We start from the raw sequence: 21,303 nt of genomic DNA, 5'->3' as shown, positions 1-21,303 counted from the left end.
TCTGCCCCCGTTCGCGCCAGGCCGCGAACGGCATTTCGTTTTCGCCTTGATGTACCTCAACGCCAGAGCGCTCCGCCGAGCGCGAGTGTTGCGAACACCTCAAGGAGAGAGTGCAATGACAACCAGACGCGAGTTTGTGCAAGCGCTTCCAGCGGTCGGGACCGCGTTCGCTGTCGGCAGCCATCTGATGCTGGAAGACAGTCCCGCGCTGGCTCAAGGAGCAGCGCCTCCCGCTACCGGTCACTTTCATCCCAAAGGCAAGGCGCCTTCGAAATTCACTTTGGATGCGCTCCGGCGTGTGCGGACCGAGCTCCCGTTTGACGACACAAAAGATTTCGAGGAGCAAAAGAAAGGTCTCATCGCGCCGATGCCTGATCTCAAGATCATGGCGGACGCCGGCCACGTTGCGTGGGACATGGAACGATTTCAGTTCCTTAACAGCCAAGAAGATTTTGACAGCATTCATCCCTCGTTGCTGCGCCAATCCAAGTTGAACAACAATTACGGCCTCTACGAGGTCGTGCCGGGCATCTATCAGGTCCGCGGGTTCGACCTGTCGGACATCAGCTTCGTGCGCGGCAAGACGGGCTGGATCGTCTTCGATCCCTTGGTTACGCGCGAAACGGCGCGCGCCGCGTGGAAGCTGTTCCAACAGCATGTCGGCCAGGGCCTTCCCGTGTCGGCCGTGATCTATTCCCATACGCATGCCGATCACTGGGGCGGCGTGCAGGGAATCGTGGATGCCGCCGACGTGCGGTCCGGCAAGATTCCCGTGATCGCGCCGATCGACTTCATGGAGTTCACGGTTGCCGAGAACGTCTATGCCGGCAACGCCATGAACCGGCGACTGTTCTATCAGTACGGCGTCCTGCTGCCGGCGAGCCCGCATGGCTATGTCGGTCAGGGCCTCGGTCAGGCCGTGTCGGCGGGTTCGCCGGGACTGATCGCGCCGACGCGCTACGTCGAAAAACCCATCGAGGAATTCGAGGTCGACGGCGTCAGGATGATCTTCCAGAACACGCCGAATACCGAGGCGCCTCGGGAAATGAACACCTACATCCCCGACATGAAGGCGCTGTGGATGGCGGAGAACGTCATCGCGTCCCTGCACAACATCTACACCTTACGCGGCGCGCAGGTGCGCGATCCGTTGAACTGGTCGAAATACATCAGCGAGGCGCTCCATCGTTTCGGCCAGGAGGCGGAGGTCATGTTCGCCTCGCATCATTGGCCGCGCTGGGGCAACGCCAGGATTCAGGAAGTTCTCCGCGCACAGCGCGACCTCTACGCGCACATGAACAACCAGGTGCTGCATCTCGCCAACCAAGGCGTCACCATCAACGAAGTTCACAACGTCTATGAGTTGCCGAAGGACCTGCAACGCAAGTGGTTCTGCCGCGGCTATCACGGCTCGGCGCAGCACAACAGCCGCGGCGTCATTCAACGCTATCTCGGCTTCTGGGACTGCAACCCGACCACCCTCATTCCGTTATCGCCGCACGACTCCGCGCCGCTCTACGTCGAGATGATGGGCGGCGCGGACAAAATCCTGGCACGGGGCCGGCAACTGCATGACGAGGGAAAGTATCTCCTCGCTTCGGAGATCGTGAACAAGCTGGTTCAGGCCGAACCGCAGAACTCAGCCGCCAAGGACCTGCTGGCGGACATCTTCGAGCAGATCGGCTACCAGCAGGAAAATCCGGGCCTCCGCAACAGCTTCCTCGCCGGCGCATACGAACTGCGAACCGGAATCCCCCAAGGGGAAACCGCCAAATCCAGCAGTCCCGAGGTCGTGCGCGCGATGTCGACCGAATTGTTCCTCAACTTCCTGGGCATCCGCATGGACAGTCGGAAGGCCGAAGGCATGAGGTTCACGATCAACCTCATCACGCCGGACAACGGCGAGAAGTTTATCGTCGAGCTGGAGAACGCCACGCTGACGAACATCAAGGGTTACCTTTCCAACAAGCCCGACCTGACCCTCACCATCAATCGGTCCGATCTCGAACAGACGATGACGGGGCAGAAATCGCTCGAAGCGCAGATTGCCGACGGAAGCGCCAAGGTGGAAGGCAACGCCGGCATATTGAAGCAGCTGGCCTCGACCATGGTCGAGTTCGATCCCCGCTTCGAAGTCATGCCGGGCACGAAAGGCAGAACGGTCTTGGCGAAGGAGGATCCGTACGAGGCGGACGATATACGCCTGCCGATCGCGGAGTAGATGCGCCGATGGGCACCGGCGCGGGGCATGACGTCCCGCACCGGCGCGCGCGCAACTACCATGAACCGTTGTGCTCCGGCACGCGGGCGATCAGTAACAGGCTCGCCATCACCAAAGCCGCGGCCACGCCATAGAGCAACGCTTGCATCCGGCCAGGATCGTGAGAACTGGCAAGCAGCGCCGTATCCGCCGTGACCATGACGATCGTCCCGATCTGCATGCACATCGTCCGCAGCGCCGCGAGGGTCGATGCGCTCTTGGGTGCCAATTGCAGCCCGGCGTTGCGGCTGGCCGGGTTGTTCATACCGCGGCCCACGCCGACCAGAAACGTCGAGACGCACAGCCACACGAACGGCGTGACGCCCGCGACCGGGCTGAGCGCGAGCATCAGCATCCCGGCCGCCATGATGGCGCCGCCCACATACAACGGCCCCCTGTAGCCGGTGCGCCGCAGGGCGAACGTACAAACGACCGACAAGATGATGGCGGCCGCGCCTTGGGCGAAAAGCAAGGCACTGGCGTTCAATGCGCTGAGGCCATAGCGATCGAGCGCGTAGAGCGGCACGAGCGCGATCACAGCCGAAGAGACGCCGCCGTAGACAGCATTCAGCAGGTTCACCGCCCCAAAGCCCGGCCCACTGATCAAGTGCGGTGGGATGAACGGGTTGGCCGAGCGTTTAATGTGACGAAAGAACAGCCACAGCGCGACGATGGCGAGCACCAGCCCGGCCGCGAACAACGACAATCGCGTATCGGCGCCCTCCGCACCGAGATAGCTGATCGCCAGCATCCCTAAAAGCAGGCCGCTACCGAGGAGCGCGATACCCTGGGCGTCCATCTTCGGACGGGTCCCCGCCGGCCGCGGGCGATCGGCCGGCACGTAGCGCAGCGCCAGCACAGCGACCGTCAAGCCGATCGGCACGTTGACCAGAAAGATGGCCCGCCAGGACCCGTATGTCACAAAGAGCCCGCCGAACACCGGGCCGATCATCGCGCCGATCGAGAAGATGCTGCCGAACAAGCCCAACGCACGATCGCGCGCGGAGCCGAAGTTATCGACAATGATCTTGGTGGCCGAGGGCGTGAAGCCGGCGCCGCCGGCCGCCTGCGCCGCGCGCAAGGCGATCAGCAGATAAATATTGTCGACCATCCCGCAGCATAGAGACGCGAGCGTGAAGGCGACGATGGAACCGAGAAACACTTTCCGGCACCCGTACAGCTCGCTCAATCGTCCGGCGACCGGCAGCATCACGACGAAGCCGAGGGAATATGCCGTGATGGTCCACCCGGTCCAACCGATCGACGTCCGCAGGCCGGTACGCATGGCGTCCAAAGCCGTGGCGACGATCGTCGTGTCGATCGACATCATCAGCAATGCGAGGGCGACGATCGCGAAGACCAATCCGCGGTGAACGGGGCGGCTTTCTCCGCCCGCGCCTAACAGATCGCCGGCCGCGCGTGATTCCTGGTGGACACTCATGAGTGCCTCATACCAGCCGGCCACGGACCCGTGGGCTTTAGAATCATGCGCGCCAGGAATGGTAGGTCCGCGCGGCCGCGAACGCCTACCTCGCCGCACGGCATGTTGCAGTGCAACGATTTGCGATCAGGTAGCCGGGCTAGGGCACGACTTGAAGATGAAGGCGAGCGCTCCGGCGGCGCTCAGTGTCCACCCGCACCGGCCGCGACCGGCGCCGGACGCTTCATCACAATGCCGGCGGCCGCGAGACAAAGGAACATCGCCGTCAGCAAGAGGAACACGTCGGCGAAGCTCATCACGCTCGCCTGCTGACGCACCAAGGCCATCATCTGCTTGAGCGCCATTTGCTCGGCATCGGAGCCCTGGAAGCGCTGCGTCAGATTGTCGAGCGTCTCGAGCGCCGAGCCGCGCGACCAGGTCACCGCCTCGTGCAGCCGGGCGAGATGCAGGTCCATGCGATCGTTGAGCACGGTGTTGATCAGCGCCAGGCCGATCGCACCGCCGAGATTGCGCGTCAGGTTAAACAGGCCGGACGCATTCTTCATGCGGTCCGGCGGCAGCGTGCCGAGCGCCGTGTTGGTCACCGGCACGATCGACAGCATCAGGCCGACGCCGCGGAAGATCTGCGGCCACAACAGCTCCCAGAAGTCCCAGTCCTTGGTGACGAAGGTCATCTGCCAGGTGCCCGCCGCGAACAGCAGGAAGCCGGCGATCAACACGAAGCGCGGATCGAAGCGCTGGGAGAGCTGGCCGGCGATCGGCGCCGTGGCGAACATCGCCAGGCCCGACACGAACATGGTCTCGCCGATCATCAAGGCGTCATAGCCACGGATCTGCGCGAGATAGACCGGATAGAGATAGGTCAGGCCGTAGAGGCCGATGCCGAGCACGAAGGAGAACAAGCTGCCGAGCGCGAAGTTGCGGTTGGTGAAAGCGCGCAGATCGACGATCGGCACCCGCGCGGTCAACACACGCGCGAAGAAGAAGAGCGCGGACAAGAGGGCGACGACCGCGAACAACGCGATGGCGCCGTCGTCGAACCAGCCGTAGCGCGGCCCCTCCTCCAGCACGTACTCGGTCGAGCCAAGGAAGCCGGCCATGCTGATGAGGCCCCACCAGTCGAAATTCTGCAGCAGCGAGTAGTCCGGCTTGTCGAAATCGACCAGCAGATAGACGGCCACGGTGACGATGATGCCGGGCACGATGTTGATGAAGAACAGCCAGTGCCAGGACATCGCGTCGGTGACATAACCGCCGACGGTCGGACCGATGGTCGGGGCTAGCGTGGCGATGAGGCCGATGACCGGGGCGACGAGCTTCTGCTTCGGGCCGGGAAACAGCAGATAGGCGGAGGCGAAAACGGTCGGCACCATGCCGCCGCCGATGAAACCTTGCAGCGCCCGCCAAAGGATCATGCTGTCGATCGACGTGGCGAAGCCGCACATGAGACTCGACAAGGTGAAACCCGCGGCGGCGATCGAGAACAGCATGCGCGTGCCGAGCGCGCGCGACAGGAAGCCCGACAGCGGGATCGCGATCACTTCGGCGATCAGATAAGCGGTCTGCACCCACGGGATTTCGTCGGCCGATGCTGACAGGCCGGCCTGGATCTCGGTGAGCGAGGCGGAGACGATCTGGATGTCGAGGATCGCCATGAACATGCCGAAACACATGGCGATGAAGCCGAACAGACGGCGCCTCGAAAGAGATTCCGCGCTTCCGGCACCACCCGTCGGGGAACGAGCGGGAACCGGAAGCGCGGTCGTGGTGGCGGCTGTACTCATACGATCAGCCTCCACCGGTACTCAGCGCACGCGGCCTGCGGCCTGCGCGGCGAAGGTCATGTCGCCATGGGCGGCGACCGACGTGTTCGCTTTGGTGTTGACGTCGACAACGACCGACATGCCGGGGCGCAGCAGGCGCTTGGCGGCGACATCGGGCGGCAGCTGGATGCGCACCGGCAGGCGCTGCACGATCTTGGTGAAGTTGCCGGTGGCGTTGTCGGGCGGCAGCAGCGAGAACACGGAGCCGGACGCGGGCGACACGCTCAGCACCGTGCCGGTGATGTCGTGGTCGGGCAGCGCGTCGACGCGAATGTCCACCGGCTGGCCCGGCTTGAGCCGCGCGAGCTGCGTCTCCTTGAAGTTGGCGTCGATATAGACCTCGTCGAGCGGCACCAGGCTCGCGAGGCGCGTCCCGGTCTGCACGAAGTCGCCGACGCGGATGGCGCGGTTGCCGATGACGCCGTCGATCGGCGCCTTGATCTGGGTGAACGAGAGGTCGCGCTCGGCCTTCGCCTGCGCCGTCTGCAACTCCTGCAGCGTGCGCGCCGCCTCCTGCTGCTGCGCCCGCAACACCGCGACATTGGCGATCGCGGCATCGATCGCGGCCTTGGCGCTCTGCACGGAGGCATTCGCCTGATCGTTGGTGGCTTGCGCCTGCTCCAGCGTCTGCTTGCTCGCGAAGTCGCGCACTGCCAGCGCCTGTTGGCGCGTGAGCTCCGACTGCGCCCGCGTCGCCGCCGCCTGCGCCGACACGAGCTGCGCACGGGCCTGCTCGACGGCCGCTTCCTGCGCCGGAATTTGTTCGCCGATGCGGGCCACGGTCGCGCGTTGCGTCGCGACCTTGTCGCGCGCGGCATCGACGGCGAGGCGATAGTCGCCGTCATCGATGCGGGCGATCACCTCGCCGGCATGAACGAATGTGTTGTCGGTCACATCGACCGAGGAAATGTAGCCGGACACCTTGGCCGCCAGCGTCGTCGTGTCGGCGCGCACATAGGCGTCGTCCGTGGACACCAGGAAGCGGCCGACGGTCAGCCAATGCGTGCCGTACCAGCCGGCGGCGAGGACGGCCAAAGCGGCGATGCCGCCGAGGAGAAAGCGCTTGCGCCGGTTACCGCCGGCCGGCGCGGTCGTGGCGGCAGTTGGTTCGCCCGCCGCCTTCGCGTGGGGGGCACTAGCGTCGGCGGCGGGCGATCCCCGGTCCGCCGCCGGAGAGGCGAGCGGCTCGGTGGAAGGAACTTCTGGAGCGTCCGGCTCGACAGCCGGAGAAGCGGATTCGGCAACGGCAGCCAGATGGAGGGCCCGCGCCCGCTGAGCGGCGTGCGGACCCCGGACCCCTATCAGGCGGTCCGAAGCCAAGGTCTCTTGGCCGGTTTGGCTACGCTCCGGTTGCATTCTTCACTCCAGAAGGTCGGCAGCGGTCTATTGACCGAACGGTTCGGTCAACATAGATTTCCTTTGGCCGCTGTCAACGATTTTTTTGACCGAACGGTTCGGTCAATAGTCTGGAGTGGTTCAAAAGTCCGTGCACCGCGGGGATTCGGTGCTATTTGGACCTGAGTGCGTTGGAAACCTTGGAGATTCGCGCTGAAGGGAGCGCAGACGATGTCAGATACGGCGGAAATGCTGTCCAATCCGGCCCCCCAGACGGACGAAGACAATGCCAAGCGGCGCCAGATCCTCGATGGCGCAAGGCGGGTGTTCCTGGATCGCGGCTTCGACGCCGCCAGCATGATGGACATCGCCAAGGCGGCCGGCGTGTCCAAGGGCACGCTCTACGTCTACTTCAAGGACAAGGACGACCTGTTCGACGGCATGGTGTGCAGCGAATGCATCATGCAGGCCGACGGCGTCTTCGATTTCGACCACAACGATCATGACGTCGAGGCCGTGCTGCTTCGCCACGGCAAGGCCTTCGTCAAGGCGGTCGGCAATCCCAAGCGCCTCTCCTCCTGGCGCACGGTCATCGCCGTCGCCGAGCGCATGCCGGAAGTCGGCCGCAAGCTATACGAAGCCGGCCCCGCCCGCGGCCTCTCCAGTCTCGCCGCTTATCTCCAGGCGCAGACCGACGCCGGCATCCTCGCGGTCGACGACTGCGAGATCGCGGCCGCGCAATTCATCGAAACCTGCCACGCCACGATGTTGAAGCCGATGCTGTTCAACTTCGGTCCGCCGCCGACGCAAGAGCGTATCGATTATGTCGTCGGTATCGCGGTGCGCACCTTCCTCAGGGCTTATCGCGCGAACTAGCGATCAAGCTGACGTTAAGCATCGCGCGGCGTGCGCGCTTGATCCGCGGCGCAACGATGCCAGTTTAAAGCCAGGAGGAACTGCCGATGTCCCGCGCCGCATTCCTGGTCCTGCTCTGCGCCACTCTCGCCGGCCCCGCAATGGCGGCAAGCTATCCCGTTTCCGGCCGATGGGGCGAGAGCGCGAGCACGGACAAAGGTCCGATCGATTGCACCGGCAAGCGCGTGATCGAGTTCACCGGCAACACCCGCACCGACAGCAAGGGCGGCGTTCCCGCTTATCGCAACAAGTCGATAACGCCGGAGGGCAACGCGCGCTGGCGCATCGTCGACGTGTTCACCACCGGCCAGATCAGCAACGCGGCCGTGACCTACACGCTGGTGCAAGTCGATCCCGACCACATCGCGCTCGATCTGCAGAAGGGCGGCACGCTCAAGCTGCAAAAGTGCAAGTAGCGCCATGCCCGCGCAGAAGGCAGACCCGCCGAAAATAGCCGCTTGACCGGTCTTTGACGCGCTTCCAAGCTCGCGGCCGGGTCAAATCGGCGCGGTCACATGTGGCAAATCTGGAATACGTCGCAGATCTCGCGAAACCGTGCGGATTTCTGGTCCGACGTCGTCGCGCACGGCGTGCTGCACGCCGAGATGCGGGCGAAAGACAGCAGCGCATTCAGCGGCAGACTCGCCAGCCGCACCACCGCCGGAGCACGTTTCGTCTCGTTCAAGACGGCGGCGCACCGCGTCAGCCGCACGGCTTCGCAGGCGGCAAGCGGCGAGGCGCACGTCATGGTGAGCCTGCAATGCCGCGGTGTCTCGCATATTGCTCAGGGCGAGAAGAGGCTGATGCTTTGGCCCGCCGGCATCGCCATGCTCGATAGCGCCAAGCCTTTCACCATCGAGTTTCCGCACGAAGTCGAACGCCGCCTCGTGCTCCTGCCGCGGCGGCTGGTCGAACCTTGGCTGGGGCGGCTCGACGACGGCCCGGTGCTCGTCCCGGAGGGCAACGCCTCCCTCATAATCGCGCGTCAGGCGATCATGCAGATCACCGACACCGACCTCACGTGGAGTTCCGGCGACTGCGTCAGCGTCGCCGAAGCCCTTTCACGGCTGCTGCGTGGCGCCTTCGAAGGAAGCCAGCAAGAGCCCCCGGCCCCGTTGCGGATGGCCGCGATCAAGGAAGAGATCAAGCGGCGTCTGCACGACAGCGGCCTGACGCCGGCCGCGGTGGCGCGGCTCTTCGACATCTCGACCCGCACGCTACATCGCTTGTTCGAATCCGATGGCCAAAGCTTCGCGCGTTATGTGCAAAGCGAGAGGCTGGCGCGCGCCCGCGCTTTGATCGAAGGCGGCGCGCCCGGCGTCGCGCTGACCCAGATCGCGCTCGATTGCGGCTTTGGCGATTCATCGCACTTCTCGCGGAGCTATCGCGCCTATTACGGCGAGAGCCCGCGCGATACCCGCGCGCGGCACCCGACGCGCACGTAGGACGTCACTGCGGTTTGATGCCGGCCGCGTCGGCGATCTTGCGGTAAGCTTCGATGTCGCTCCCGATCTTCGCCTTGAGCGCGGCGCCGGGCATGAACGACGCTTCAACACCCAGCTTGCGCATGCGATCGAGCACGTCGGGCAGCGCGACGATCTTTTTCACTTCGGCCTCAAGCCCGGCGCGGATCGGCTCCGGCGTGCCGACGGGCAAGAACAGACCGGACCAAAACACCATTTCGAATCCGGGATAGCCGCTCTCCGCGATGGTTGGCACGTCGGGCAGGCTTGGAATGCGTTTCTCGGTCGTCACTGCCAGGGCGCGCAGTTGTCCGCCCTGGATGAGCGGCAGTACAGCCGAAATGTCGCCGAAATTCACCGTGACGTCGTTGGTGAGAACAGCCGTTGCCGCCGGTGCGCTGCCGCGATAGGGCACATTGAGCATCTGAATGCCCGCCCGCTGGGTGAAGGCTTCGGTCGCCATCTGGAAAGAGGTCGCCGCCGACGAGAACGCGACAGCGCCGGGCTTGGCCTTTGCCATCGCGACCAGATCCGCCAGCGATTTCACCGGCGACTCCGCTTTCACGACGACAAGCAGCGGGAACGATCCGACCATCGCGATCGGCGCGAAATCCTTGACCGGATCGTACGGCAACTCTTTGAGGAGGATCGGATTGAAGGTCATTCCGCTCGACGGCCCGACCAGAATATTCTGGCCGTTCGCCTCGGCGCGCTTGACCGCCTCGATGGCGATAATGCCGTTGGCGCCGGGGCGATTGTCGACGATGAAGCCCGCATTGTAATGCGAACCCAGTTTCTCGGCGAGAATGCGCGCGAGAATGTCATTGCCTCCACCGGGGGCGAACCCGACGACCATCTTCACGGTGCCAGACGGATACTGCTGTTGCGCCTGCGTCGGCGTCGCAAACACCAGCGCCAACAGGGCTACAGCGGCTGACCTCAGCATCATGGCTCGACTTCCTTTCTGGTCACGAGATGCCATATCGCCCCGGCGCGATGATTCCGTTTGGATCGAGCGCGCGCTTGATCGCCGCACAGGCATTGACGATCTCCGGCGCGCGCTGCTTCTGGTGATAGTCCTGGTAAAGCGTCGGCGCCCGGCCGACGAACACGCCGCGGCTGAGAAACACCTCGCATATGGCGCGATAGCAGCGGTCGGCACGGGCCGTCTCGTCCGCATCGTTACGATCGTACAGAATGGCGTGGATGCCGCGCGCGAAGCGCGCGCCGCACACGAACGAAGCCATATATTCGAGGCCGAAGTCGGCCGCGACGGCACGGCACGCGCGCTGCAGGTCGTTGACCAGCTTGCCGTCCAGACGCGCGCCGGGCGTCATCCAGATCGCGCCTTCACCGGGGCGCCATTTCAGCATCGCAAGCTCGCTACCGGCCGGCCGGCCGGAATTCGAATTGATGGCCGCGTGGAAAATGGCGCGCGGCGCGGCCTCCTCGTGCGAGATATAGGTGGCCTTGCCGGACGCGAGGAAATGCTTACGCAGCCGATCGAGAGCCGGCTGCAGCGCTTCGTCGTTCGGCCCGTACAGCGCTCCCGACACCGTCCATGAGCCGATGCCGTACTTCTTGCGTAGTTCGGCGCGCTCGCCGTCGCTCAGTGCTGCGCGAGCGGTCGCGACATCGTAGCGCGGATGCCGCTCTTGCGAGGACAGCAAATAGAGATCGTTGGTCGCCCGGATTTGCGTCGGCACGACGCCGGCCGCCTTGATCGGGCGGATCAGGTCGACGATCTCGGCAAGATCTTCGTCGTCCGGGAATGTGAAAAAGAACATGCGGATATGCGGCGGCCGCTGCATCATCCAAATGCCCGCGCGGGTGACGATGCCGTAGTTCGACTGCGTGAAGATGCCGTCGAGCGCGGGACCGAAGCTGTATTTGGTGACGTGCCAGTTCGGTTGCGCGTCGGCATCGATACCGCCGTCACCGGTGCGGATGATGTCGCCGTTGCCGAGGACGACTTCCATGCCGCAAAGATTATCGAAATGGCTGGCAAGGGGTCCGGCGCCGCCGCCTTTGTCGATGGCGTTACCGAGCACGCTGCCGTCAGGCGGGCCCGCCGTCGGCGACATCATGAGCTTGCTGCCGCGCCGGTTGAGCTCATCATACATCGTGTTGAAGCTGACGCCGGGCTCGACCACGACATATGAGAGATCGTCGTTGACTTCGACGACCTTGTTCATACGCCGCCCGAGGGCGACCACGACCTGGCCGGCGTTCATTGCCGCGCGCGAGCCGATGCCCAAATTCCATCCGGCGCTGATCGGAAAGAGCGGTACCCGGTATTGATTGGCGAGCCGGACGACCGCCTGCACGTCCTCCGTCGAGCCTGGATAGATGATCCCCGGCGGCGGCAGATCGGGCCCTGGCAGCGTGTGACGACCGTACGCGCTTCGCTCGGCTTCGCCACGATCGAGCGCGGCCTCACCCAGTTCCCTGGCTACGGCATCGAGAAAAGGCGCTGTGTTCTCCGCGGGCATGAACGGCTCGGCTGCTGTGACATCCTCCAGCAGCCATAAGCCGGTACGGCCCGACCGTCTTGATCGAGCGCGCCAGCGACTTGACGCTGAGCGCCAAAACGTCAGTTGCGCGCAATGATCTCGCGTTCGTCGCGATGCACCGGCGCTTCCGCGGTGAGCTTGCCGGGGACACGGCGCATCAGCATCGACGGCCGGCGCTTGCGCAGCGCGCTGCGGCGGCGGCGGCGCGGCTTGACCTTGGCGACGCGGACGCCGCCCACCCGCGCGAACGGCTCACGCAGTCCGTTACCGTCATCGACCAGCAGCGGCAGCCCAAGCACGCTGCCCCAGGTGCGCCATTCCGCCATGGCCTCGTCGGCCTCGCGCGTCACGAACAGCGGCAACATCAATCCCGGATCTTTGTGCATGAGCGCGACCATCACGAAGGCATCCGCCTCACGCTCGACCACGTGCAGGGCGATGCCGGTGAAGGCCGACAGCGGCATGTTGAGCGCCATCGGCACCCCGGACACCCGCCGGCGCACCACCACGCGCTCGCGATGAAGTTCTATATCGCGCACCCGCCCGTCCGCTGCGGCATCGCTCGCCGCGTAACGCACAGGTAGGGCGTACGGGTCGAGCCGCAGCCCCCGGCTCGACCCGGCGGGACATCCGCCACTTCGCATTTTGACGCCTCAAACTCTCCCGCGCCGGGCTTATGTGCCCAGTCGCACGAGGATCATCGCAGCAAGGCGTCCGAATTGGCTTAAAGTTCTCGGTTAACCGGCGGTAGCACCCCGCCCTTTGCCGGGCATGATTGACGGTGCGTTGCGAAGCATGATTGACGAGGTATTGCCGCGGTGGCGCGATTTGTCCCGAAATGAAAGGTTGAATTGTTCCGTTTCGGGCGCCATTTGGGGTAGATAACAAAAGGACAACGGCGCCCATCATGCTCGCACCCGCCTCATCTCTCTTCGATCAGAGCACCCTCCTCGAGCGGGCCGAAGCCCTTGTGAAGGCCGCCCGCGCGGCCGGCGCGGATGCCGCCGACGCGGTCGCCGTGCGCTCGCTGTCGCTCGGCGTCGAGATACGCGACGGCGCGGTGGAAGAATCCGAAAGCGCCGAGGGCGACGATCTCGGCCTGCGCGTGCTTGTCGGCCAGCGGCAGGCGGTCGTCTCCACCAACGACACGAGCACCAGCGGTTACGCGGAACTCGCGGCGCGCGCGGTGGCGATGGCGAAGGTCGCGCCGGAGGACAAATTCGCGGGCCTCGCCGATGAGAGCCTGCTGACCCACACTTTCCCCGATCTCGATCTGATCGACCGCGCGCTACCCACCGTCGGCGAACTTGAGAAGCTTGCGCGCGCGGCCGAAGAAGCCGGCCTCGCCGTCAACGGCGTGACCAAGTCGGGCGGCGCCTCGGCATCGGCCGGTATCGGCGGCATGGTGCTCGTCACGAGCCACGGCTTCCGCGGTTCGTACCTGGGCTCGAGCCACGGCATCTCGATGACCGCGATCGCCGGCGACGGCACCGGTATGGAGCGCGATTACGATTATTCGAGCGTGCGGCACGCCGCCGATCTCGACAGCCCCGAGAAGATCGGCCGCACCGCCGGCGAACGCGCCATTGCCCGGCTCAATCCGCGCAAGGTAACGACCCGCAAAGTGCCGGTCGTATTCGACAAGCGCGTCGCCTCATCGCTGGTCGGACATCTCGCCAGCGCCGTCAATGGTGCGTCCATCGCGCGCAAGGCGAGCTTCCTCAAGGACAAGATGGGCGCGAAGCTGTTCGCCGACGGCATCCGCATCATCGACGACCCGTTGCGCAAGCGCGGCCTGCGCTCGCATCCCTTCGACGGCGAAGGCGTCGCCGGCAAGAAGCTGGCGCTGATCGACGACGGCATCCTGCGCTCATGGATCCTCGATTGCGGCACGGCGCGCGAACTCGGCCTGACCACCACCGGTCACGCCAGCCGCGGCGTCTCCTCCGGCCCCTCCCCGAGCGCCAGCAATCTGCATCTCGAGGCGGGCAAGCTCAGCCCCGACGAACTGATCGCCGACATCAAGGACGGCTTCTACGTGACCGATCTGATCGGCATGGGCGCCAACATGGTGACCGGCGATTACAGCCGCGGTGCCTCCGGTTTCTGGATCGAAAACGGCAAGAAGACCTACGCGGTCAGCGAAGTGACGATCGCCGGACACCTGTTCGACATCTTCCGCTCGCTGACGCCCGCGAACGACCTCGAATTCCGTCAGGCCACCAATTCGCCGACCGTCCGGCTGGAAGGATTGACCGTTGCAGGCCAGTGATGCCCTCGCGCTGCGCGACCGACTGGCCGTCGTCATGCGCGAGGCGGGCGAACTCGCGCGCGTTACGGCGTCGCGCCCGTTCAAGCGCTGGACCAAGGGCCACGACAACTCGCCCGTGAGCGAGGGCGATATCGCGGTCAACACGCTCCTGCAGGAGCGGCTGCCGCCGCTCGCGCCCGGCGCCGGCTGGCTCTCCGAGGAAACCGAAGACGACCTCGCCGCGCGCAGCGCGTCGCTGGCGTGGATCGTCGACCCAATCGACGGCACGCGCGCGTACATTTCCGGCCGCACCGATTGGACGATCTCCGTGGCGCTGGTCGAGGAGGGCCGCCCGGCGGTCGCCGCGCTTTATGCTCCGGTTACGGAAGAGATGTTTCTGGCGGTGCGCGGCCAGGGCGCGACGCTCAACGGCGCGCCGATACACGCGCCGGACGGGTCCTCCCTCACCGGCGCCCGCCTCGCCGGCCCCAAACGCTATCTCGACCGGCTGGAAAGCCTGTCGCCGACCGTGCTGCCGCAACCCAAGGTGCACTCGCTGGCGCTGCGCCTGACGCGGGTGGCGCAAGGGCAGTTGGACGTCGCCTTCGCGTCCGGTGGAAGCCACGATTGGGACCTTGCGGCGGCCGATCTTTTGGTGCACGAAGCCGGTGGCGTGATGACCGATTTCGCCGGTCAGGCGCTACACTACAATCGTCCGCACGTGGTGCATGCAGCACTGATCGCCGCTGGTCCCGCCCGCCATGGCACGCTGATCGAGCTGGTACGCGACCGGGAAGCCGAGTTCGCGTAAGCTGCAGGTGTCACCGAAGGTTACTCGTCTGTCCACCTCGCTGCCGGGGCTAGCTTATAATAGGTCGACCATGTCCGAACCCGGAAACCACAAGCCGCAACTGTTGCATCTCGTCCTGGGCGGTGAGCTCACCGAGCTCGGCGGCACTGAGTTCAAAGACCTCGAAAAGGTCGACATCGTCGGCGTGTTTCCGAACTACGCGACCGCTCATGCCGCCTGGAAGGCCAAGGCGCAGCAGACCGTCGACAACGCGCACATGCGCTATTTCATCGTCCACCTGCACCGGCTGCTCGATCCGGACGCCACCAGCCGCGCCGCAAGCTGAACGGCCGATGACGCTGCTCAAGCGTATCGTTGGTTCGTCCTCGTTCCAGGAGACCGTGGGAACGCTGGGCGCGTGGTATCTGCGGCTCGTCTGGCACACGAGCCGCGTCGTCCTCGAGCCGCCGACCATCTACGAAGAGGTCAAGACTCCCGCCATTGTCGGCATGTGGCACGGTCAGCATTTCATGGCGCCGTTCATCAAGAAAAAGAACGCGGACCATCGCACCAAGGTGCTGATCTCGCGCCACCGCGACGGCGAGATCAATGCGCGTGCCGCGCGCAAGCTTGGAATTGAAACAATTCGCGGCTCGGGCGCGCATAACGGCGAGTTTTATCGCAAGGGCGGCGTCTCAGCCTTCACCGAGATGCTGGAGGCGCTGCGACAGGGCTACAATGTCGCGATGACCGCCGATGTGCCGAAAGTGTCGCGCGTCGCGGGGCTAGGTATCGTCAAACTCGCGCAGCATTCCGGACGCCCAATTTATGCCGTGGCGATTGCATCGAGCCGCCGCAAAGAGCTAGACAATTGGGATCGTACCGCGATCAATTTGCCGTTCAGCCGGGTGGCGATGGTGGCGAGCCAAGCGATCTACGTCCCGCGCGATGCCGACGACGCGGCACTTGAAAGCGCGCGTCAGCAGGTCGAACAGGAACTCAATCGCGTGACCGCGCGCGCCTACGAAATCGTCGACCGCAAGGGGAGCGCCGCATCGTGAGCGACAGGCTGCCGCTCGCATTGCGCCTTTACCGCGCCGTGTCGCTTGCCGCGACGCCGCTCGCGCCGGTCCTCCTGTCGCAGCGCCTGAAGAAGGGCAAGGAGCATCGCCTGCGGTTCGGCGAGCGGCGCGGCGAAGCGCGCATGCAGCGCCCGCCCGGGCCGCTGGTCTGGTTGCACGGCGCCAGCGTCGGCGAACTCGCGAGCGTGCTGCCGCTGATCGAGCGTATCCATGGGCGCGAGGTGAACATGCTGGTGACCACCGGCACCGTCACCTCGAGCGAACTCGCCGAACAGCGTCTGCCGCGCGGCGTGATGCATCAGTTCGTGCCGCTCGACGTCCCGCGCTATGTGCGGCGCTTTCTGGAACACTGGCAGCCGGACCTGGCTTTGTTCGTCGAATCCGATCTGTGGCCGAACATGGTGATCGAGACATCGCGCCGCGGCGTGCCGATGATCCTGGTCAATGGCCGCCTGTCGGAAAACTCATTCAACCGCTGGAGCACTCTGCCGTCGGCGATTGTCAATCTGTTGCAACGCTTCGATCTATGCCTCGCACGCACGCCGGCCGATGCCGAGCGTTTCGGCGAGCTCGGCGCACCGAACATCGTCACCACCGGTAATCTCAAGCTCGATGTGCCGGCCCCGCCGGCCGACAGCAACAAGCTCAAGGATATGCAGATGGCGATCGGGCGGCGGCCGGTGATGGCCGCCGCCTCGACCCATGCCGGCGAGGAAGAGATCATGATCGCCGCGCATCACCGGTTGCGCGCGAACTTCCCCGGCCTCCTGACCATCATCGCACCGCGCCATCCCGAGCGCGGGCGCGCTATCGCCGACGCCATAAAGGGCGCTGGGCTGCATGGCGTGATGCGCTCGCAAGGCGAGTTGCCGAAGCGGTCGACCGACATCTACGTCGCCGACACGTTGGGCGAACTGGGGCTCCTTTATCGGCTGGCGCCCGTCGTATTCATCGGCGGATCGCTCATCGCGCATGGCGGACAGAATCCGATCGAGGCGGCCAAACTCGGCGCCGCCATCGTGCATGGTCCCAATGTCTGGAATTTCGCCGAGATCTATGCGGCGCTCGGCGAGTCGCACGGCGCCGAGGTCGTGCTCGACGACAAGCGGCTCACGGCCGCCCTCGCCGCGATGTTGGGCCAACCGGCGCTCCGCGACCGCATCGCCCAGGCCGGCAAGAGCACCGTCGAAGGCTTGAGCGGCGCCCTCGACCGCACGCTGCAAGCGCTCGATCCTTATTTGATGCAGCTTCAATTACGACAACGGGCCGACCATGCGTGAGCCGGCCTTCTGGTGGCGCAAGGCGGGGCTTTTATCGGCCCTGCTCGCGCCGCTGGGAGCCGCTTACGGCGCCGTCGCCGCCGCCCGCATGAACCGCACCGGTGCGCGCGCCGGTGTGCCGGTGCTCTGCGTCGGCAACTTCACGCTTGGCGGCGCCGGCAAGACGCCGACGGCGATCGCCCTCGCCGAGATGCTGCACGCCGCGGGCCGGCGTCCGTTTTTCCTGAGCCGCGGCTATGGCGGCAGCGAAGCCGGCCCGAAGCTGGTCGATGTGCACAACGACGCGGCCGCGCAGGTCGGCGACGAACCTTTGCTGCTCGCGCGTATCGGCCCCACGGTCATCGCGCGCGACCGCGTCGCCGGCGCGGCGATGGCGCGCGCGCACGGCGCCGATGTCATCGTCATGGATGACGGTCTACAGAACGGCACACTTACAAAAAATTTTACCCTGGCCGTGATCGACGGCCGCCGTGGCGTCGGCAATGCACGCGTGTTTCCGGCCGGCCCATTGCGGGCACCGTTGGATGCGCAGCTTGCGCGCGTCGATGCGCTGCTGGTGATTGGCAACGGGAGCGGCGAGCAAGAGGGGCTTGCTGAGGCCGATGCGCGTCAGCTCCCGGTATTTCACGGCCGGCTGACGCCGGATGCGGTCGCCATCGGCAATCTCAAAGCCCGCAAGGTCCTCGCCTTTGCCGGCATCGGCAATCCGGACAAATTCTTCGCCACGGCAGACGACCTCGGACTATCGATCGCCGCGCGAAGGGCCTTTCCCGATCATCACCGCTTCACCGCCGAGGAAGCCGCCGCATTGATCGTGGATGCGGAACAGGCAGGGCTCGCCTTGCTCACCACCGAGAAAGATCATGCGCGCATGCGGGGCGAACCCGCGCTCGCGGCGCTGGCGGCCGCAGCGCATGTGCTGCCGGTGAAGCTCGCGATCGACGAGAGCGAGACGTTGCGGCGTCTCGTGTTCGACAAGCTGGAAAATCCTTAGCCCGCGTGCGCGCAGCGAATTGCGGGATTGCCTCGCACTCCCGCCCCGGATTTCGGGCGGCGCTAGGCGCCGGCCCGCTGGCTCATCCGAGCGACAAGGGGCACCCTAGAGGCCGGTTTCCTTGAAGCGCTGCAGGGCGGCTTCCGGCGTGGCATAAGCCTCCTGCCGGTCGACACTCCAGTACTTGAGCTCCTCGAGCGGGATGGCGGCGCCTGTCACCGCGCAACGCACGAAGGCGCCCGGCCGCACCACGCGAAAATCGCCGTCGAGATATTTGACCTCGGCCTCGCCGTTCATCGGCGGCGAGCGGTCGTAGCGATTGAGCAATGCGGCCTCCATCAACAGTGTCGCCGTCAAGATAATCGCTCGCCGCCGCGAGCGAAACCCTGAGACCCGCGGTACTTATGCACGGCCCCTGCAGCCGGCATTGACAGCGGTACCGTCATGGGGAATGTAATATTATAACATTTCGGACAGGCTGGGGATGGGCCGGGCGCGAACAAAGCGGAGACTGACAGGGTGGCTGGCGCTGTTCGCGCTGGCGCTGCAGCTCGTCGCCAGCTTCGCCCACGTCCATAGCGAGGACTTCGCCGGGCTCGTTCACCCCGGCCTTGTCCAGACGAGCCAAGGCGACCTCGGGCCTGCCGGACCATCCGATCCCGACCACCTGACCTGCGACATCTGCGCCGCGGTGCACCTGACCGGCACCTCGGCTGTGCCGACACCGGCCACGCTCGTCCTGCCGGTCTCGACCGGCACTCTCCCGCCGGACGCGGCGCCGGTCGTCCGCCCCCCGGCCCTTGCCGCCGCCTTCGACGCCCGCGGTCCTCCGCAAGCCTGACGTCTCCTGCTCCCATCCGCTGCCGTGACCCACGGCGGCGGCCGTCATGCTTTTGCGAGGTCAACATATGTCCGTCCGCCTGAGCCGCCTGTGCGCGGCCGTCTCTCCCTTCGTGCTCGTCGCCATGTCGGCGCAGGCACAGGACGTCGTCCTGCCCGAGGTCGTCGTCTCCGCTCCCAGCCCCATCCAGCGGCCAGGAACCGCCACGCCCGGCGATACGCTGCAAGGCACGCTACCCGTCGTCACCGACCAGTTCGCAACGGTCACCGTGATCCCCAACGAGCAGCTCCGCCGCAACGGCGGGGCGACGCTGGGCGATCTTCTGTTCGACAAGCCGGGCATCACCGGTTCAAGCTTCGCGCCGGGCGCATCGTCGCGGCCGATCATTCGCGGCCTCGACGTCAACCGCGTGCGCATCCAAGAAAACGGCATCGGCGCCAACGGCGCCTCCGATCTGGGCGAAGACCATTTCGTGCCGGTCGACCCGCTCACTGCCGACCGCGTCGAGGTGATCCGCGGACCGGCGACGTTGCGCTACGGTTCGCAGGCGATCGGCGGTGTGGTCGAGACCTTCAACAATCGCATCCCGACCACGATCCCGTGGCGCGGCTTCAGCGCCGAATTCCGCGGCGGCATGTCGAGCGCCGACAAAGGTTATGACGGCGCGACATTGCTCGACGCCGGCGCCGGCAACTTCGCAGTCCATGCCGATGCTTTCGGGCGCACGACGCAAGACTATCGCGTGCCGCATTATCCATATCTCACGACGCCCGACGCGGCCGATCTGCCCAATGCGACACAACCGGGCGCCTTCAACGGCCGTCAGCCCAGCTCCGCGAGCCTCTCGAGAGGCGGCTCGGTCGGCGGCAGCTACATCTTCAACGAAGGCTATCTCGGTCTCGCCGTCATCCAGAACAGCGCGACCTATCACATCCCCGGCGCGGAACCGGAAAGCAACAACACCCGCATCGACGCGCGGCAGACCAAGGTGCTCACCAAGGGCGAATGGCGCGCGCCGACCGAGGCGATCGATGCGCTGCGCTTCTGGGGCGGCTTCACCGATTACAAGCACAATGAACTGGGCCTCGCCGATCAGAGCGATCTCACCAGCGACGGCGTGCGGCAGACCTTCACCAACAAGGAGCAGGAAGGCCGCATCGAAGCGCAGCTGGCGCCGTTCAACCTGCGCTTTGCGGCACTGACCACGGCCATCGGCATCCAGGGCGGCTATCAGAAGCTCGACGCGCCGAGCCCCGACGGCATCGGCCTGTGGGACCCGAACAACAACAGCCGCATCGCCGGCTACATGTTCAACGAATTCAAATTCTCGCAGAGCACCAAGGCGCAGATCGCCGGCCGCGTCGAACAGGTCAATCTGTCGGGCATCGGCCGCGAGTTCGACGCCGGCGGCTTGATCGCATCGACCGCCGTTTCGCCGCGCTACACGCCAAAGAGCGCCAGCATCGGCCTGATCCAGGACCTGCCGCTCGATCTCGTCGGCAGCATCACCGCGCAATATGTCGAGCGCGCGCCAAAGCCGGCCGAATTGTTCTCCGGCGGCGGCCACGATGCCACCGTCACCTTCGACAAGGGCAATCCCAACCTCGGCATCGAGGCGGCACAATCGCTGGAAGTCGGCCTGCGCCGCGCCAAGGGCCCGTTCCGCTTCGAGGCGACGGCTTACGTGACGAAGTTCAAGGGCTTCATCTATCGCCGGCTGACGGGCAATACCTGCGACGACGCCGGCGTTTGCGGCGCCGGCGCGGGCGAGCTCAACGAAGCGATCTACTCGCAGGCGGACGCCTTATTCCGCGGCGCCGAGTTCCAGAGCCAGTGGGATATCGCGCCGCTCGGTAGCGGCGTGTTCGGCATCGAGAACCAGTTCGACGTCGTGCGCGCCACCTTCTCCGACGGCAGCAATGTGCCGCGTATTCCGCCGGTGCGCCTCGGAGGCGGCGTGTACTGGCGCGACGCCAACTGGTTCGCGCGGGTGAAGTTGCTGCATGCCTTCGCGCAGAACAACGTCGCGGCGATGGAGACGACGACGCCCGGCTACGAGGATCTGCGCGCCGAGGTGAGCTACACGTGGAAGCGCGACAAGCCGGCGCTCGACGAGCTGAGCGAAGTCACCGTCGGCATCAACGGCACCAATCTGCTCAATCAGGACATCCGCAACAGCGCGGCCTACAACAAGGACGAAGTGCTGATGCCGGGCGCGGGCGTGCGGGTGTTCGCAACGGTGAAGTACTGAGGCTCGGCCTCTCGTTCCCTCCCCCTGAAAGGGGGAGGGTCAGGGAGGGGGTCAATTACAGTAA

Annotated in this window: 19 protein-coding genes; 12 read left to right on the top strand and 7 right to left on the bottom strand. The window is 65.4% G+C overall.

What is annotated here, in order from left to right:
- Positions 1-115: 115 nt before the first annotated feature.
- Positions 116-2,221: an alkyl/aryl-sulfatase gene (locus DW352_RS25110; protein ID WP_115693895.1), complete on the top strand. Its 2,106-nt coding sequence runs from the start codon at positions 116-118 to the stop codon at positions 2,219-2,221.
- A gap of 55 nt (positions 2,222-2,276) precedes the next feature.
- On the opposite strand, the gene DW352_RS25105 is transcribed toward DW352_RS25110, so the two are convergent.
- The 3 genes from DW352_RS25105 to DW352_RS25095 all read right to left on the bottom strand — a co-directional run bounded on the left by DW352_RS25105 (position 2,277) and on the right by DW352_RS25095 (position 6,559).
- On the bottom strand, positions 2,277-3,725 hold the full coding sequence (locus DW352_RS25105) for an MFS transporter (protein ID WP_115693894.1): 1,449 nt from the start codon (positions 3,723-3,725) through the stop codon (positions 2,277-2,279).
- A 158-nt stretch (positions 3,726-3,883) separates the two neighbouring features.
- Positions 3,884-5,485 (bottom strand): DHA2 family efflux MFS transporter permease subunit, encoded by a 1,602-nt coding sequence (locus DW352_RS25100; RefSeq protein WP_115693893.1) that lies wholly within the window; start codon positions 5,483-5,485, stop codon positions 3,884-3,886.
- Positions 5,486-5,506: 21 nt separating this feature from the next.
- Positions 5,507-6,559 (bottom strand): HlyD family secretion protein, encoded by a 1,053-nt coding sequence (locus tag DW352_RS25095; protein ID WP_342634884.1) that lies wholly within the window; start codon positions 6,557-6,559, stop codon positions 5,507-5,509.
- A gap of 531 nt (positions 6,560-7,090) precedes the next feature.
- On the opposite strand from DW352_RS25095, the gene DW352_RS25090 reads away from it, so the two are divergent.
- From DW352_RS25090 to DW352_RS25080, 3 genes are all read left to right on the top strand, one after another.
- Positions 7,091-7,735: a TetR/AcrR family transcriptional regulator gene (locus DW352_RS25090; protein WP_245434245.1), complete on the top strand. Its 645-nt coding sequence runs from the start codon at positions 7,091-7,093 to the stop codon at positions 7,733-7,735.
- Between the two features lie 86 nt (positions 7,736-7,821).
- Entirely contained in the window at positions 7,822-8,190 is a 369-nt protein-coding gene (locus tag DW352_RS25085; protein ID WP_115693891.1) for a hypothetical protein, read from the top strand.
- Positions 8,191-8,289: 99 nt separating this feature from the next.
- Positions 8,290-9,219 (top strand): helix-turn-helix domain-containing protein, encoded by a 930-nt coding sequence (locus tag DW352_RS25080; protein WP_115693890.1) that lies wholly within the window; start codon positions 8,290-8,292, stop codon positions 9,217-9,219.
- Positions 9,220-9,223: 4 nt separating this feature from the next.
- On the opposite strand, the gene DW352_RS25075 is transcribed toward DW352_RS25080, so the two are convergent.
- The 3 genes from DW352_RS25075 to DW352_RS25065 all read right to left on the bottom strand — a co-directional run bounded on the left by DW352_RS25075 (position 9,224) and on the right by DW352_RS25065 (position 12,394).
- Positions 9,224-10,279 carry a Bug family tripartite tricarboxylate transporter substrate binding protein gene (locus DW352_RS25075; protein ID WP_115693889.1) on the bottom strand — a complete coding sequence of 352 codons (1,056 nt, stop codon included), beginning with the start codon at positions 10,277-10,279 and terminating at the stop codon, positions 9,224-9,226.
- Entirely contained in the window at positions 10,206-11,729 is a 1,524-nt protein-coding gene (locus DW352_RS25070; RefSeq protein WP_115693888.1) for an FAD-binding oxidoreductase, read from the bottom strand. The genes DW352_RS25075 and DW352_RS25070 overlap by 74 nt, the downstream gene beginning before the upstream one ends.
- A 101-nt stretch (positions 11,730-11,830) precedes the next feature.
- A complete protein-coding gene (locus DW352_RS25065; protein ID WP_115693887.1) occupies positions 11,831-12,394 on the bottom strand; it encodes a DUF6101 family protein in 564 nt (187 codons plus the stop codon).
- Between the two features lie 263 nt (positions 12,395-12,657).
- On the opposite strand from DW352_RS25065, the gene DW352_RS25060 reads away from it, so the two are divergent.
- From DW352_RS25060 to lpxK, 6 genes are all read left to right on the top strand, one after another.
- Positions 12,658-14,022: a TldD/PmbA family protein gene (locus DW352_RS25060; protein ID WP_115693886.1), complete on the top strand. Its 1,365-nt coding sequence runs from the start codon at positions 12,658-12,660 to the stop codon at positions 14,020-14,022.
- Complete coding sequence (locus tag DW352_RS25055; protein WP_245434244.1) at positions 14,009-14,812, top strand: 3'(2'),5'-bisphosphate nucleotidase CysQ; 804 nt, start codon at positions 14,009-14,011, stop codon at positions 14,810-14,812. Before DW352_RS25060 ends, DW352_RS25055 begins: the two co-directional genes overlap by 14 nt.
- 70 nt (positions 14,813-14,882) lie before the next feature.
- A complete protein-coding gene (locus DW352_RS25050) occupies positions 14,883-15,137 on the top strand; it encodes a DUF4170 domain-containing protein (protein WP_115693885.1) in 255 nt (84 codons plus the stop codon).
- Positions 15,138-15,144: 7 nt separating this feature from the next.
- The gene (locus DW352_RS25045; protein ID WP_115693884.1) at positions 15,145-15,852 is read left to right on the top strand and encodes a lysophospholipid acyltransferase family protein; all 708 of its coding nucleotides are present in this window, start codon (positions 15,145-15,147) and stop codon (positions 15,850-15,852) included.
- Positions 15,849-17,153 carry a 3-deoxy-D-manno-octulosonic acid transferase gene (locus DW352_RS25040; RefSeq protein ID WP_115693883.1) on the top strand — a complete coding sequence of 435 codons (1,305 nt, stop codon included), beginning with the start codon at positions 15,849-15,851 and terminating at the stop codon, positions 17,151-17,153. Before DW352_RS25045 ends, DW352_RS25040 begins: the two co-directional genes overlap by 4 nt.
- A complete protein-coding gene (gene lpxK / locus DW352_RS25035) occupies positions 17,146-18,147 on the top strand; it encodes a tetraacyldisaccharide 4'-kinase (RefSeq protein WP_115693882.1) in 1,002 nt (333 codons plus the stop codon). Before DW352_RS25040 ends, lpxK begins: the two co-directional genes overlap by 8 nt.
- Before the next feature lie 105 nt (positions 18,148-18,252).
- On the opposite strand, the gene DW352_RS25030 is transcribed toward lpxK, so the two are convergent.
- A complete protein-coding gene (locus tag DW352_RS25030) occupies positions 18,253-18,486 on the bottom strand; it encodes a DUF2093 domain-containing protein (RefSeq protein ID WP_425374674.1) in 234 nt (77 codons plus the stop codon).
- 145 nt (positions 18,487-18,631) lie between these two features.
- Here DW352_RS25030 and DW352_RS25025 point away from each other — a divergent pair, with 145 nt between their 5' ends.
- Positions 18,632-18,988, top strand: coding sequence for a hypothetical protein (locus DW352_RS25025; RefSeq protein ID WP_115693881.1), 357 nt, complete (start codon positions 18,632-18,634; stop codon positions 18,986-18,988).
- A gap of 67 nt (positions 18,989-19,055) precedes the next feature.
- Positions 19,056-21,239 (top strand): TonB-dependent receptor, encoded by a 2,184-nt coding sequence (locus tag DW352_RS25020; RefSeq protein ID WP_245434243.1) that lies wholly within the window; start codon positions 19,056-19,058, stop codon positions 21,237-21,239.
- Positions 21,240-21,303 lie beyond the last annotated feature (64 nt).

The sequence above is a fragment of the Pseudolabrys taiwanensis genome (genome assembly GCF_003367395.1).
Lineage (GTDB): Bacteria > Pseudomonadota > Alphaproteobacteria > Rhizobiales > Xanthobacteraceae > Pseudolabrys > Pseudolabrys taiwanensis.
Note: the sequence above shows the minus strand (reverse complement) of the source record. Positions and strands in the feature narration are given on the sequence as shown.